The following is a 14,287-nucleotide window of genomic DNA, read 5'->3' as shown; positions in this document are numbered from 1 at the left end:
CCATGGTTGAGATGCTCAACGTCACCTATGGCACGTCAACAGCCAAGACGAATGCATTAGGCCAACGCCCGATGCAGGCCCGCACCTACGATGCTCGTGCAGCGCAGTTTCTCCTTCTCAAAGCCCCCCCGGCTGCGGGTAAAAGCCGCGCACTCATGTTCGTGGCACTTGATAAACTACTACATCAGGGGCTGGAGAAGGTGATCGTTTGCGTTCCCGAAACGTCAATCGGTGGCTCTTTTCGCTCTACCAACCTGATGAGCTACGGCTTTGAGGCAAATTGGGAGGTTGAGCCGCGCTGGAACCTCTGCCTGACGGGCGACGACGCGAGCAAAGAAAAGGTCAAGGCGTTCCAAGCCTTTCTGCAAAGCGACGCAAAGGTTTTGGTCTGCACCCACGCGACATTCCGCTTCGGCGTTGATGCTGTCATCGAGGCCAGTGGTATCGAAGCGTTTGATCGGTGCTTCATTGCGATAGACGAGTTCCATCACGTCTCGGCATCGGACAACAATCGCCTCGGCGTTATTCTGCGGAACCTGATTACCCGTGACGCATGCCATATCATGGCAATGACGGGCAGCTACTTCCGTGGGGATTCAGATCCGGTTCTCCGGGAGGAAGACGAAGACCGCTTCACCAAAATTACCTACAGCTATTACGAGCAGTTAGAGAGCTACACCTTCCTCAAAGCCCTCGGCATCAATTACGAGTTCTATAAAGGGAACTACATCAACGGCCTTGAAGGGGTTCTGAACCCCAATCAAAAGACGATTATCCATATCCCGCATCGCGGCTCATCTGAGGCATTTGATGACAAATACAACGAGGTGGGTCGGATCCTTGATTTCTTGGGAAAGCATGAAGGTCGAGACCTTGAGACCGGCTTTGATTTGGTCCGCACAGCAGAAGGACGGCTTCTGAAGATTGCTGATCTGGTAGATGATGGTCCCGGCCGCAACAATGTGAAGACTGCTCTATCTCATGAGATTAGAAGAGCGGATGGTAAGCGTGATGATGACGCTGACAGAGCCAAAGTCGATATCATCATCGCCCTTGGCATGGCCAAGGAAGGCTTTGACTGGGTGTGGTGTGAACACGCTCTGACCATCGGCTACCGCTCATCTCTGACTGAGATCGTGCAGATCATCGGTCGTGCGACGCGTGATGCGCCCGGCAAGCCGCGTGCCTTGTTTACAAACCTTGTCGCTGAGCCAGGGGTTGAAACGGGCGTGGTCACTGATGCTGTGAATGATATGCTGAAAGCGATCTCGGGCTCACTGCTGATGGAGCAGGTCCTCGCTCCGAACCTGAAATTCTACCGTCGGGAAGATGGCGATGTTCGTGCACCGATTGGCACGGATGACGAAGGTAATGTCACCATCGGGATTAAAGGCCTCATGGAGCCACCCACAGACCGTGCGCGGGCGATTTGTGAAAAGGACATGAACGATCTGATGGCGACGGCCTATCAGGAAATGGATCGCCGTGTGCTTTCACCGGAGACCGCCCCTGAAGTCGCAACGCAAATGGTTCTGACGGATATCATCGAAAGACGTTACGAGACGTTGGACACAGAAGAGGCTGAATCTGTTCGACAGCATCTGGCTGCGCATATGAACGTCCTGACATTGGCCCGCAAGCAAGTCGAGCAGGATATTACGGGCGCGCAATCCGTGCTTGGTGCTCCACCAACCGAAGGTGCCCCCACGACAGGCGAAGCGAACGATGGTGGTGAGGAGACACCTGACAGTGCTCCGAACACTCTGCTGGCCATGGTGAAGAAATTTATCAATGTTCGGGACATCGATATTGAGTTGATTGATAGCATCAACGTCTTTCAGGAACGCTTCGAAGTCGCGTCTAAGTCCTTGAATGCTGAGATCCTCGCGCATGTGCAATCCGCCATGGTCGCCTTGCGGGTGAATATGAGTGGAGACGAAGCACGGACTTTATGGCCGCGCATTAAAGCATTTCGCGCGACAGAAGGCCGCGAGCCCAATGTGAACTCCGCTAACACACTGGAGAAACGCATGGCCGAAGCGCTTGCCTGGCTGAAAGCCGAAAAAACCAAGCGTCTACGCGAGGCAGCACAATAATGGTGCGCCCCTCTCTGGATGACATCTACAGCGAACACGACGAGTTTGGTCTTCTGGATCTCAAACAACGTGGTACCCGAAGTGGAAACACCACAGATCGTGGCGTCGCGGTGTTGCTGGACGTTACCCGTTTTGTCGAGCAGAACGGCCGCTTGCCGGACCCAGAGGCACTTGCCCATGACGAGATGAAGCTGGCGATGACTTGGGGCGCGGTAAAGACTTCACCGACAGAAAAAATGAGAGCAGCCGATAGCTTAGGTCTTCTCGACGAAAAGCCGGTCGCCCCGCCTCGTTCGTGGAAGGACGAGGTTCCTCAGGCGGCCATCCCGGAAAGTCTCGATGATATCTTTGATGATGACGAACTGGAGGTTGATCCCTCACTCGTCACCTTCCAACACACAACCCCCTCAAGCGAACGGGCGATACCCGATCATCGCGCTGAGTTTGTACCCTGCCGGGATTTTGAGAAATTTCGTGAGCGCTTTGAAGCCGTACAGCGTGCTCTTGAGACGGGAGAGCGAAAAGTAAGAGCGGTGAAGAAATGGGCCATTATTGAGCCCATAGAAGGGGATTTTTTCATCCGGAACGGTTTGCTCGCCATGATTGCTGAGAAGTCTGAGATGACCTCTCGCGGCGGCTCTCGGGATCACCGGTTACGGGTCATCTTCTCTAACGGGACAGAGAGCGATCCCTTAATGTCTTCCTTCCGGAAGTCGCTATCCGAAGACAAGACTGCGCGCACCGTGCAGAAGGTGGGTCTTGGTCCGGTTGATCCAGAATGGGAGAGTGATCAACTCGAACTGTCTGGCACAATCTATGTCGCCCGGTCGCGCTCAGAGGATCCTGCCATTCGAGAGCAGCGGATGATCTTACACAAAATTGGTGTGACCAGTCAGGATGTCGCCCGCCGTGTAGCTGATGCCCGTAACGATCCAACATTTCTACTAGCTCCAGTGGATATCGTCGCCACATACAGCCTCAAGAACCTCTCCCGCCATAAAGTTGAGGATCTTCTGCATCGCTTTTTTATATCCGCACGCCCTGCCGAATTATTCGTCGTGGATCGTCTTGGAAAGAAGATCTCGCCAAAAGAGTGGTTTTATGTGCTGCCAGAACACGTTGGCCAAGCCGTTAAACTGATCGAGGACGGGCAGCTACATCTCTTCCACTACGATGTGGCGACGCAGAAAATCGTACCGAACTGAGGCGTGGAGCGATGACACGAATTCTAACGGTGCTCACCCCACGCGTACGTAAAATGCACTTTCGTGTGCGTTGTATAAATCTTCACATTAAATGCCCCAGTTTCTCATCACGGTATCTGGCCGCCCGCGTGGTGTCTCTCAGGCAGCTCTGGGGGGGAAAGCGGAAAGTCTGCTTTGCGGCGAAAGTTTTTATACTGGGTGCTCAATTTACGTTTTACGTGGCCATTTTGCGTGCTGGTCGTCGATTACGTAGGAATGCGCGTGTTGGCCATTTTCCAAATCTTTAAGATGTGGATTATCCTCAGAGGAAGAGACGTGTCCGTGTATCAAGGTGTCAGGATCCTGTCTGGGCCAGACGAGTAAAGCTATAACGACGCCCGCTGCTGTCAGTAAACAAAGCAGGAGTGCGGAGACAGGTAATCCATACGCGGCACCAACACGCCCCGCGAGGGGGTAGGCGATAAGCCAGCAAACATGTGAAAGAGCGAACTGGGCAGCAAATAGCGCAGGTCGATCTTCGGCATGAGCGGAACGACGAAGTAGTCGCCCGGTCGGCGTTTGAGCACTGGAATAGCCTATTCCCAGTAATATCCAGAGCGGCAAAAGCCAGTTGTAGGTGGGGAGGAAGATGGCGAGGCCTGAGCCGACTACAAGCAAACCTGCGCCGCCGAGCATGACGGTGCGATCAGCTATACGGTCCAGAATGCGCGGCAGACCGAACGCTGCCAGCATCGAGCCGCCCCCGAAGCAGGCAAGTGCCAGAGCTGTAGCACGCTGATTCAACCCAAAGTGTCCCTGGACATACACGACTGTGTTCACCAGAACGATTGAGGCTGCCGCTGCCACAGCAAGATCGATCGCGAGCAGGCCACGCAGGCGCGGCGTCGCAAGATAAAGTTTCATGCCACGTGTCGTACGCTCATAAATGCTGCGCGGTTTGGCTGGCTTCGGGCTGGGCAAGGCGACTGAGACAACAAGAGCTGCAGAACACAAAAATCCGATCGCAGTGCCGACGAACAGAAGGTTGAATGACACCAGCGTCAGAAGTGCTGCCGCCAGAAGCGGGCTGACGACACTCTCCATGTCATAAGCGACACGAGAGAGGGAAAGAGCATCTGTGTAATCATGTTCATCGGGCAGGATATCGGGGATCGTCGCCTGAAAGGTCGGTGTGAAAGCGGCTGATGCTGATTGTAGAATAAAGATCAGAGCATAGATTTCCCAGACCGTGCTCACGAACGGAAGGTAGGCGGCGACAGCACAGCGTATAAGGTCGAGTGATACCAGCATGACCCGTCGCGGCAGGCGTTCGGTGAACGCGGCGGCGACCGGCGCCACGCCAACATAGGCAAGCATTTTGATGGCCAGTGCTGTACCCAGCACGGCGCCAGCGTTCTCACCCGCCACGCGAAATGCGAGAAGACCCAGAGCCACAGTCGCAAGCCCGGTACCGATCAGAGCTATAACCTGAGCCGCGAATAGATGTCGGTAACTACGGTGCCGAAGAATGTTCAGCATGACACTCTTTCCTCCCTTGGATTGCAGTCTGTTGGTCTCATCAAGGCGCACTGCCTGTGGAAGATTTGCGGCCGAAAGCCAGCGCATAGAGTGAGGGGAGAACCAGCAACGTGAGAATGGTAGAGGAGACGAGGCCACCGATCACGACGGTCGCCAATGGCCGCTCCACTTCCGCTCCGGCACTTCCGGAAAAGGCCATCGGGAAAAAGCCTAAACTTGCGACTGATGCAGTGGCGATGACGGGACGTAATCGCACGCGGGCCGCTTCGAAGGCCGCTTTGGCCGCAGTCATGCCCTCACCCCGGTAGATCCGGATCTGCGACATCAATACAACGCCGTTCAGGATCGCGACGCCAAACAGCGCGATAAAGCCGATCCCCGCTGCGATGCTGAACGGCATGCCGCGCAGGACCAGCGCCAGAATGCCTCCTGTTGCTGCAACCGGCAGGTTGACGAAGACCAGCGCGGCGGCACCGACCGATGACAAGGCGGCAACCAAAAGCCCGAAGATCAGCGCAAGCGCGATTGGCAGGACGACCGCAAGCCGCCGGGACGCTGATTCCAGGTTACGGAACTGTCCAGCCCAACTCATGCGGTATCCGGGCGGGAGATGTACCTGTCGTGCTACGACCTTCCGGGCTTCGGCGACGAAACTGGCGACGTCCCGACCGCGTATATTGGCCTGGACGATGATTCGCCGCCGCAGACTGTCACGGTCGATACGTGAGGTTCCATCCAGAACCGAAATGTGCGTGACATCTCCCAGAAGAACCCAGCCTGTGCCGTCGGCGCGACGCACCTGTATTCGGCCAATCCGGTCCATTGAGCGAACAGCATCCCGTGCGAAACGCACCTGCGTCGGGACAATGGCTTCGTCCAGCGTGACGGTGGTGCCAATTCTCCCCCCTACGGCCTCGACTGTCTGGAGAATGTCGGGAACCGCGACGCCAAGACGCGCCGCAGCGTCCCGGTCAACATCGACATGCATGTAGGGAACAGTGCCTTCGCCAACTGACGTCACGTCGGCCGCACCCCGCACGCTCTCCAAGGCTGTCACCGTTTCGTCCGCCAGATGTGACAAGGTCGCCAGGTCATCGCCGTAGATCGAAATGGCAAGCTGGGTCCGTACGCCTGACAGCAAATCGTCCATGCGCATCTGGATGGGTTGAGTCCATGAATATTCGGCATCAGGCAGACGTTCAGCCAGAGCCGCACTCATCTTATCGACCAGTCCTGCTTCGGTGCGCGCTGTTGTCCACTGCGCGCGTGGCTTGAGAAAAATGAAAGTGTCGGTTTCCCCTGTCCCCATCGGGTCGGTGGGGATCGCCGAGGTGCCGGTATTGCTGACGACCGTAGCCACATCGGGGAAGCTCTTGAGAATACGTTCCTGCTCCGTTACGCCTCGGATGACGGTATCCAAAGATGCACTAGGCAGGCGCAACGAGGTCACCAGCAGCGCCCCTTCATCAAGCTGCGGTACAAATTCTCCACCCAGTCGCATTGCCAGCAAGACCGCGACGGCAAACGTGCCTGCCGTGACTGCGATCAGCAGACGACCGTGATGCTCGCTCCAGGCCAGGGCAGGTTCGTAATGGCGGCGAACGAAGCGTACGAACCGCGTTTCGCGCTCTTCTCCCCCGAACCGGATCATCAGTGCAGCCAGGGTTGGTATGCAGACGATGCAGTAGAGAAGCGATGCCAGCAGGGCCATGATGACAGTCTGCGCCATCGGCCGGAACATCTTGCCTTCAATCCCTTCGAGCGTAAGGATCGGCAGGTAGACCAGAATGATAATAAGGATCGAGAAACTGACCGGACGGATGACGCTGGTCAGCGCACTTCCAGCCAGATCCTTGAAGGTGCGCTGGTCGTTTGCCTGGCCACGTGTTGTGAGAAGATGCTCAACTACCACAAGGGAGCTGTCCACGATCATGCCGAAATCGATCGCACCCAGACTGAGCAGATTTGCCGAAACGCCAAACCAGCGCATGCCCGCCATGGCAAAAATCAGGGCCGCGGGAATGACCGAAGCGATGACGAGTGCCGCGCGCCAGTCGCCCAGCACCACGATCAACACGACAATGACGAGTGCGGCCCCGAGCGCCAGGTTTTCCTTGACGGTTCCGATCGTCTCTGACGTTAGCGTCGCACGCGTATAGAACGGGTCCAGCGTTACGCCCGGGGGCAGTGATTGTTGGATACCTGGAAGCGCGGCGTTGATCGCCGCCAGCGTTGCATTCGAACTGGCGCCATTCTGCATCAGAACCACGCCGTTGACGATCTCTCCCTCTCCGTCACGCGTGACAGCCCCCAGGCGCGTGCGCGCGCCGATACCCACAGTTCCCATGTCACGGACACGAATGACGTGGCCGTTGTGCCCCATCTTGACTGGAATGGCACTCAAGGTCTCCAGCCCCGCGACGCGGGCGCGAGCAACGATAACCTGTTGCTCGTCATGGTGGGCGATCCACCCGCCGCCCGAGGAGGCGTTGTTGGTATCGATCGCCTGCATGATATCATGGACAGACACACCGAAAGCGACCATCCGAGACGGATCGAGTGTCAGCTCGAAGGTCTCCTCGGCGCCACCATTGACGTTGACATCCACCACACCGTTCACCAGGCGCAGTTGTGGCACCACACTCCAGGTCATCAGGCGGTTGAGGTCGGTCAACGAATAGCCAGCACCTTTGATCTGGATTTGCATGATCTCGCCCATACCAGTGGCGAGCGGTCCCATGGAGATGGCGATCCCCGGAACGGATATGGCCTCCCTCGCTGCGGCAAGGCGCTGGCTGACACGCGTGCGATCGAGATCGATGTCGGTTGAATCAGCAAATTGAAGATAGACAGCGGAAACGCCTGTACGCGAAATGGAGCGAAGATCCACCACTCCAGGTATCCCCGTAAGGCTGGATTCCAGCGGAAAAGTAATCAGCCTCTCCACTTCTTCCGTCGCGAGGCCTGGAGCGGTAACTGAGACCATGACCTGCTGCGGCGAGATATCCGGGACGGGTTCTACCGGAAGGCCGGGGATCGTCATCAGTCCGCCGATCAGTAGCGCCGCGACAAGGCCGAGCAACATGAAGGCATTTTTTTGGATGAATTCCAGCATGGGTCTTAGCCGCCGCTCTGATCGGCAAGGAGTGCTGTGCCCTTGAGAGCGAAGCTGCCCGCGCCAACCACCTGCTCGCCGGCATGCAGGTCGCTTTCTATGACCGCCTGATCGTCCGTCGCCAGAAGGATGCGTATTTCATGAGCTTGGAACGCGCCTTTTCCGTCAGGCACATAGACGATGCTATGTCCGGCAATATCCTGGATGGCTGTGGTTGGCACGATAAGTCCCGATACACCATGCGTCGTCTCGATCTGTGCGTCGAGCATCTCTCCAGGGCGCAGGGGGATAGTATGATTTTCCACGACGCTGACCACACGTAATAACCCGGTTGCCGGGTCGGCCATGCCGTCGATCGTACTGATCGTCGTAACCAGCGGCGCAACGTTTGCGTTTCCGGACGGACGGACGGTGACGCGGCCTCCGACGGCTAGCATGGCAGCATCCTGCGGTCGGATCTGTGCCACGATCCACACCGTCGACAGATCCGTCACGACCGCGACTGTCTCGCCTGCTGTAACATCTGCTGCAACCGCCGTGGCAAGGCTCTGCACCACACCGTTAACAGGAGAAATCAGCCGCGAATCCTCGCCATGGCCGATGGTCTCCGTCACGGACGTGAATTCCTCGTGCAGGCGATGTTCGATCGTTCCGATGTCGGCCTGACGAGCCGCGAGGGCAGCTTCGGCCTGCTGCCTTGCTGCAAGACGCCGCTGCACCTCGCCGGTCGACACGGTACTACCGTCCAGGGCACGTCCGCGCTGATAGGCTTTGGTGGCTTCGGTTAAGGCCGCTCGCGCAGAGGCTAGCGCGGCGCGGGCCTGATCCTGCTGGAGGTAGAGTTCGTGAAGGGTATGATCCGTGTAGGTGATCATGACCTGCCCCTGACGGACCTGCTGGCCGGGCGTGATCGACACGTCAGTGACCTTACCGCTTCCAGCAGGCCGAATGGCGACGGATCGCGCCGTGTTGCTGGTCACCGAAGCCATCGCCGGTATACTGGCCTGCAGTGTGCCGGATACGACCTGAATGATGGAGAGTTTTTCGCTGGCCTGCGCGGCCGCGTCCAGATGCACGGAGCGCATCCAGATGGCCGTTTCGGCCCGACCGGGAGCTAGCGTGACGACAGACGTGCCCATCAGCAAGGCTGCGGTCAGAAGATATCTGGTTTTCAAGGAAGCGTTCCTGTCGAAATACCGGTTCGGATGATGGCGCCGTGCCAGGATACTTCCGCCTGATTGAGCGCGAGTAGAGACCGCCACGCGTCGGTTCGGGCGCGCAAGGCTTCGATCAGCGGGGTCTCACCCAAGGTCCAGGAGTGCTCGATGGCGTCGGCACGCCGCATCGTCTGCGCGGCGCTCGTACGAGCCTGAAGAAGGGCTTCCTGCGTTCCGGCGAGGCTCGCCATGACCTGGGCGAGTTCGTCATGCACGGCCCTTCGGGCCTGAATTTCAGCGCGCGTTGAGGCTGCCAAACGATCACGCGCGGCCGAGATCTGCGGGGTATGCGTCACATCGCTTGGTAGGGGAATGCGGAAGTTGACCCCGACCTGCGTCGCCCACGGGCTGCCGTACTGTCCCTGATCGATTGCATCAACGCCGATTTCCGGGTTCGGCATGAAACTGGCGCGTGCCAGGCGCATCTGTTCCTGCGCGGCGATGACCTCTCGATGCGCTGATTGCACGCGGGGATCCTGCTCCTCGATCTTGCGCGTGTCACCGAGGGGAACCCGGTCGAGCCATCGCGGATCGGCAGCCATCAGATCTGGCACACCTGGGACGCCCAGAAGCGTTTGAAGGCGGGAACGGGCACTGGCCAACTCGGTGTTCGCCTTCGCGACCTCGCCGCGTGCGTCAGCGAGTTGCGCCGTCACCGCCTGCAATTCCACCGTGCCCACCTCACCATGTCCATGGGCACGTGCTGTCAACTCGGCGATATGCTCGAACGAGCGCACGATCGCATGTCCTGCAATGACCCGACGTTCAGAGAGGATGACGGCACCCGTTTGTTCGAGAACACGAACCGCGACAGCCATCCGCTCGACATCGACGCGCGACAACACCGTCTTGGAATCAGCTTGCGCCACGCGCTCTGTCGCGCTGCCCTGGCCGGGGAGCCAGAGCGGCACGGACACGCCGCCTTGCCAGGTGATGTAGCCGAGATTGGTGCCTGCGGCGCGGTCGTCATAATAACTGCCGGTCAGGACGGGGCCACCCGCGAACCAGGACCGCGCCGCCGCAGCGCGCGCGTCCGCCGACTGGGTATTCGTCACCAGTTCGCGGCGAACCGGATCGTTTTCCCATGCCGCGACCAGCGCAGCATGAAACGGAATGACCGTGTTGTCAGCCGCGAGAGAGACAGGGGGCCGCAGGAGAGCGGCGCCCACGCAGGACAGGACACAAATCCTGCCGCCCCACGATCCAGGATAAAACCGCGAGGAGATCATGCTCGATTGCTCAAAAATATTTGGTGAGGAAGGAAAATTCTTGCATCGCGTCTTCACGGGTCATTTTCCCGTCCGCGATGGCGTCGATGATGCAGTGCTCAAGATGATCCTGAACCAGCAGTCGCTTGGCACCTCGGATCGTACTTTCGATCGCTTCGAGTTGCTGCGCCAGGTCTGAACATGACCGCCCGGCATCCATCATCTCCATGACTTTTGCGAGGTGCCCGTGCGCCTGTTTCAGGCGGCGCTTGATGAGAGGGTGAGTTTCATGTGCCATGCCTTTTCCCTACCCTATAGGGGAGGGTATGTGTCAATCAAAAATATGCTAATGTCTGGTCGGCTCTACGGAGAGTCATTTGGGCGTTTGAATGTCCGAGATGAAGGCGAAACCGGAAGATCCGCTTATTTCGAGCGGCTCCTTCTGGGGGGCAAGCAGCCGTGGAACAGAAAACCTGCATAGGGTTTACACTGCGTACGACTATCGAATGAGAACCACCTCAACTCCGATTGCGTCCGCAATTTCAGCCCATGCCCGATCGGCCGTGACCGCGGGGAGACCCATTTTTTTGGCTAGCGCCAGACAGGCACGGTCTCCGTGACTGAGACCAACCCGCTTGGTCGCATCGCGCATCAATCCGGCCGCGAGAGCCAGGTTCTGATCAAGAGGCCGCACGTCTAGGCGCAAAGCTGAGATAAGTTCGGATATTCCTTCGGCCGGGACGCCTTTATCAACAGCTTTAGAAACGATCTCCTGCAGGTTGATTGCGGAGATGGCTGCATCGCGCAGCCAGTACCGAGCTTCTTCAGCCCCTGTTTCCTCATTCAGGTCCGCAAAGACAGCGGATGTGTCGATGACGCAAATCGGCATCAGCGCTTCACCCCATCGTCATGGCTGTCGAGCGCATTTTCAGCGCGTCGCTCAGCAATGACTTCGTCCGCAATCGAGGTGCCGGCCGGGACATATTTTCGGAACAGTGCCCTGGCCCGATCAAGCGAGGCATCAGGCGTCATTAAGCGAACTTGCCCATCTACGATCTCCGCCATGAGCTGGCCGCCTTTTTCGACGCCAAGCGACTTACGCAAGCCAACCGGCAGAACAAGTCGACCATTCGGCATAACGTTGACACGAATCATGTAACTGATCTCCCGTTCTAAAAGGTTGCAATCTTGGTTTGAGTCATTTTCCGTGTTTAGGTCATTTTTATTGTTGGTGCCATAAAATTCGGGTGTCCGAAAACGATCGTTTTCAGACAGGGAAAAAGCACCCTGTCCGTAAATTACCTTTACAGTGTTACGGACATGGTAGATATTTCGGACATCCTATTCGGACGAATTGAACCTTATGCCACGCACTTTTGCCTATGTCCGCGTTTCAACCGTCGAACAGACGACCGAGAACCAGATTCAGGAAATCGAAGCTGCCGGTTTTCAGGTTGAGCCTCGTCGGGTTGTTACCGAAACGATTTCCGGGAGTACCTCTATCGCGCAGCGACGTGGCTTTGCCCGTCTCATGGATCGGCTGGTGGCTGGAGATGTTCTGATCGTGACCAAGCTTGATCGTCTTGGTCGCAATGCCACGGATGTCAGCACCACGGTTAAAATGCTGGGGGCCATGGGAGTGAAGGTTTACTGTCTCGCACTTGGCGGTGCTGATTTGACCAGTTCTTCCGGCACAATGACGATGCAGGTTCTGAATGCTGTCGCACAGTTCGAGCGGGATCTACTGATTGAGCGCACGCAGTCTGGTCTCAAGCGGGCAAAGTCAGAAGGGAAGACCCTGGGGCGGCCTTCCACACTGTCAGAAGGTGAGAAGCAAGGCGTCCTCAAGGACCTGGCGGAGGGTATGAGCGTTTCTGCACTTGCCAGAAAATTCTCCACAAGTCGGCAGACGATTATGCGGGTTCGGAGCGAGAGCTTTCCATCCGGAGCGGTCTAGCAGTAGGTCCGCTTACGCCTCATCTCCGCCGTTCCAAGACCTGTCATGCTTTCCCGATAGCGGACATTACCGGTTTCCCTTGACGTCAGGCCCGGAAGTGTCCAGCGGTGGCGGCATGGATACCATCAGCCTTCTTGCTCTGCTTCTGACCCTTTCGGCAGGCTTCAGCATTCTCAATCATCAGACACTGCGTATTCCTGTCACGATTGGTGTTCTGATTTTCTCGTTGCTGACGTCGCTTGTGGTCATGATCCTGAACCTGTTGCTTCCGGCCTGCGACCTTCAGGCTTTTCCACGATCAGTGCTTGGAGCCATCAATCTCCCTGCGGCCCTTCTGAATGGTGCATTGTCGCTCCTGCTGTTTGCCGGGGCCATGCAGGTCAATGTCGGACATCTGAGGGCAAAGCTGATGTCTGTGGCAACCCTCTCCATTCTGGGAACCATTCTGGCTGTAGCGTTTCTTGCGGTCGCCGCGTGGTCCGTTTTTCCTCTGCTGGGACACGCGGTTCCCTTTACATGGTGCATTGTGCTCGGTGCCATTCTCGCACCTACGGACCCGGTTTCAGTCGTGGGAATGCTAAAACGTCTGGGTCTGCCGGGACCGCTTCAGGCTGTTTTTGCAGGTGAAAGCCTGTTCAACGATGGCGTGGGTGTTGTTATTTTCGGTGTCACGATCGGACTGGCAACCGGAGGAAGTCACGAAGTGAGTGCCTCCGAGATTGTGCTGAGTTTCTGCCGGGAGGCCATCGGTGGCGGTCTGTTGGGCGCATTGACCGGGTGGATTGCCTTGCGAGTGCTTAAAGGGCAGCGGGATCCTCATATCGATCTGCTGACATCGCTGGCCCTGGCCACTGGCACCTTCAGCATTGCCAATCAGCTTGGAATGTCAGGAGCGATTGCTGTTGTCGTAGCCGGTCTCAGCTTTGGAACAAGCTATAGCCATTCCATTTTCGACGACGCGTCTCGCAAAGACCTCGACGTTGCGTGGACCCTTATTGACGAGGTGCTAAACGTCCTGTTGTTCATGCTGATCGGCTTTGAAATCCTGGAAATTAAGCCGCATTTATTTGCAGTTCTGGCGACGCTTGCCATTATCCCTCTGTCCATTGCTGTACGGGCCCTGAGCGTACTCCTTTCGACGCTTCCGGCCCATCTCAGGCAATGGGAACGAGGCCGCGTCCTTGGTATCCTGACATGGGGTGGCCTCCGTGGAGGCATCTCGGTCTCTCTGGCGCTTGGACTGCCAGCCGGAGACTTACGCGAATTGCTGTTGCCGGTTTGTTACGGCGTGGTGGTATTCACGATTATCGCACAAGGACTCACGATGGAATGGGTCGTCCGGAGACTGTTCCCCACCACCCGACTCTCAAGCTTAGATCGGTAACTTCTCCTCAGAGGCAGCTTCCTGTTTCGCAGGCATGGGCTTGAGTCGTGCGGCGGGTTTGTCCATTGTTTCCAGAAATCTGTCGGCCAAGGCGGTATAAAGAGGTTGAGGGCAGACAATCCGGGAGACACCAAACGCGAGAAAGGCTGTTGCCAGAAGTGCAAGCGTCACCTGCTGGTTATCGCAGATTTCCATGACGATAATCGTTGCTGTTAACGGCGATTGAGCAACACCACAGAAATAGGCGACCGTCCCCAACAGCACGACGGCACCGGGGGTCGTATGCGGAAGAAACTGTTCGATCCATCCGCCGATGCCCGCTCCGATTGCAAGAGAGGGTGCGAACATTCCACCTGGAATTCCCGAGCAGTACGAGACCAGCATCGAGAGATACTTCAGGATAAAGAACGAGGCCGGGTAGTGGTCGGTCCCTGCAAAAATTGCCTGAGCCTGCACATAGCCCGTCCCGTAAGTATTCCCTTTGGAGATCAGTCCAATCACGGCGGTCAGCAGGCCGCACAATGCCGAGAACATGATCGGACGCTGTTTGGCCAGTCGGCCGACAGAGCCAGGTAAGCCTCTGGACG

General features: G+C 57.3%; 12 protein-coding genes. 4 read left to right on the top strand and 8 right to left on the bottom strand.

Translation table 11 applies throughout. The features are described from left to right. The first annotated feature begins 2 nt into the window (after positions 1 to 2). Positions 3 to 2,096 (top strand): DEAD/DEAH box helicase, encoded by a 2,094-nt coding sequence (locus tag ABF859_RS12220; RefSeq protein WP_346006373.1) that lies wholly within the window; start codon positions 3 to 5, stop codon positions 2,094 to 2,096. Next, positions 2,096 to 3,301, top strand: coding sequence for a GIY-YIG nuclease family protein (locus ABF859_RS12215; protein ID WP_346006372.1), 1,206 nt, complete (start codon positions 2,096 to 2,098; stop codon positions 3,299 to 3,301). Before ABF859_RS12220 ends, ABF859_RS12215 begins: the two co-directional genes overlap by 1 nt. A gap of 207 nt (positions 3,302 to 3,508) precedes the next feature. Here ABF859_RS12215 and ABF859_RS12210 read toward each other — a convergent pair whose 3' ends face one another. The 7 genes from ABF859_RS12210 to ABF859_RS12180 form a co-directional block, all read right to left on the bottom strand. Next, positions 3,509 to 4,819, bottom strand: coding sequence for an MFS transporter (locus ABF859_RS12210; protein ID WP_415528050.1), 1,311 nt, complete (start codon positions 4,817 to 4,819; stop codon positions 3,509 to 3,511). A 40-nt stretch (positions 4,820 to 4,859) separates the two neighbouring features. Continuing rightward, a complete protein-coding gene (locus ABF859_RS12205; RefSeq protein ID WP_415528049.1) occupies positions 4,860 to 7,934 on the bottom strand; it encodes an efflux RND transporter permease subunit in 3,075 nt (1,024 codons plus the stop codon). A gap of 5 nt (positions 7,935 to 7,939) precedes the next feature. Continuing rightward, complete coding sequence (locus ABF859_RS12200) at positions 7,940 to 9,109, bottom strand: efflux RND transporter periplasmic adaptor subunit (RefSeq protein ID WP_336763666.1); 1,170 nt, start codon at positions 9,107 to 9,109, stop codon at positions 7,940 to 7,942. Beyond that, the gene (locus ABF859_RS12195) at positions 9,106 to 10,320 is read right to left on the bottom strand and encodes a TolC family protein (RefSeq protein WP_336763664.1); all 1,215 of its coding nucleotides are present in this window, start codon (positions 10,318 to 10,320) and stop codon (positions 9,106 to 9,108) included. The genes ABF859_RS12200 and ABF859_RS12195 overlap by 4 nt, the downstream gene beginning before the upstream one ends. Before the next feature lie 70 nt (positions 10,321 to 10,390). Then, on the bottom strand, positions 10,391 to 10,657 hold the full coding sequence (locus ABF859_RS12190; protein WP_062106603.1) for a metal-sensing transcriptional repressor: 267 nt from the start codon (positions 10,655 to 10,657) through the stop codon (positions 10,391 to 10,393). 201 nt (positions 10,658 to 10,858) lie between these two features. After that, positions 10,859 to 11,248, bottom strand: a complete 390-nt coding sequence (locus ABF859_RS12185; RefSeq protein ID WP_099213474.1) for a PIN domain-containing protein — start codon at positions 11,246 to 11,248, stop codon at positions 10,859 to 10,861. Then, entirely contained in the window at positions 11,248 to 11,514 is a 267-nt protein-coding gene (locus ABF859_RS12180) for an AbrB/MazE/SpoVT family DNA-binding domain-containing protein (RefSeq protein ID WP_099213473.1), read from the bottom strand. Before ABF859_RS12180 ends, ABF859_RS12185 begins: the two co-directional genes overlap by 1 nt. 208 nt (positions 11,515 to 11,722) lie before the next feature. Between ABF859_RS12180 and ABF859_RS12175 the strand changes: the two genes are divergently transcribed. Continuing rightward, complete coding sequence (locus tag ABF859_RS12175; RefSeq protein ID WP_415528048.1) at positions 11,723 to 12,316, top strand: recombinase family protein; 594 nt, start codon at positions 11,723 to 11,725, stop codon at positions 12,314 to 12,316. Positions 12,317 to 12,431: 115 nt separating this feature from the next. Continuing rightward, positions 12,432 to 13,700: a cation:proton antiporter gene (locus tag ABF859_RS12170; RefSeq protein ID WP_415528047.1), complete on the top strand. Its 1,269-nt coding sequence runs from the start codon at positions 12,432 to 12,434 to the stop codon at positions 13,698 to 13,700. Here the strand turns inward: ABF859_RS12170 and ABF859_RS12165 are convergent. Beyond that, on the bottom strand, positions 13,689 to 14,287 hold a 599-nt coding region (locus ABF859_RS12165; protein WP_415528046.1), incomplete at its 5' end, for a chloride channel protein. The genes ABF859_RS12170 and ABF859_RS12165 overlap by 12 nt on opposite strands.

Source organism: Gluconobacter sp. (assembly GCF_047722525.1).
In the GTDB taxonomy this organism is placed as follows: Bacteria; Pseudomonadota; Alphaproteobacteria; order Acetobacterales; family Acetobacteraceae; genus Gluconobacter.
This window is presented reverse-complemented; position numbering and strand designations above follow the sequence as displayed.

What these genes read in the sequence shown, in the direction of transcription:
- ABF859_RS12210 (WP_415528050.1), bottom strand. Translation starts at nt 4,819, where the DNA reads ATGCTGAACATTCTTCGGCACCGTAGTTACCGACATCTATTCGCGGCT.
- ABF859_RS12175 (WP_415528048.1), top strand. Translation starts at nt 11,723, where the DNA reads ATGCCACGCACTTTTGCCTATGTCCGCGTTTCAACCGTCGAACAGACG.
- ABF859_RS12180 (WP_099213473.1), bottom strand. Translation starts at nt 11,514, where the DNA reads ATGATTCGTGTCAACGTTATGCCGAATGGTCGACTTGTTCTGCCGGTT.
- ABF859_RS12215 (WP_346006372.1), top strand. Translation starts at nt 2,096, where the DNA reads ATGGTGCGCCCCTCTCTGGATGACATCTACAGCGAACACGACGAGTTT.
- ABF859_RS12205 (WP_415528049.1), bottom strand. Translation starts at nt 7,934, where the DNA reads ATGCTGGAATTCATCCAAAAAAATGCCTTCATGTTGCTCGGCCTTGTC.
- ABF859_RS12185 (WP_099213474.1), bottom strand. Translation starts at nt 11,248, where the DNA reads ATGCCGATTTGCGTCATCGACACATCCGCTGTCTTTGCGGACCTGAAT.
- ABF859_RS12170 (WP_415528047.1), top strand. Translation starts at nt 12,432, where the DNA reads ATGGATACCATCAGCCTTCTTGCTCTGCTTCTGACCCTTTCGGCAGGC.
- ABF859_RS12220 (WP_346006373.1), top strand. Translation starts at nt 3, where the DNA reads ATGGTTGAGATGCTCAACGTCACCTATGGCACGTCAACAGCCAAGACG.
- ABF859_RS12190 (WP_062106603.1), bottom strand. Translation starts at nt 10,657, where the DNA reads ATGGCACATGAAACTCACCCTCTCATCAAGCGCCGCCTGAAACAGGCG.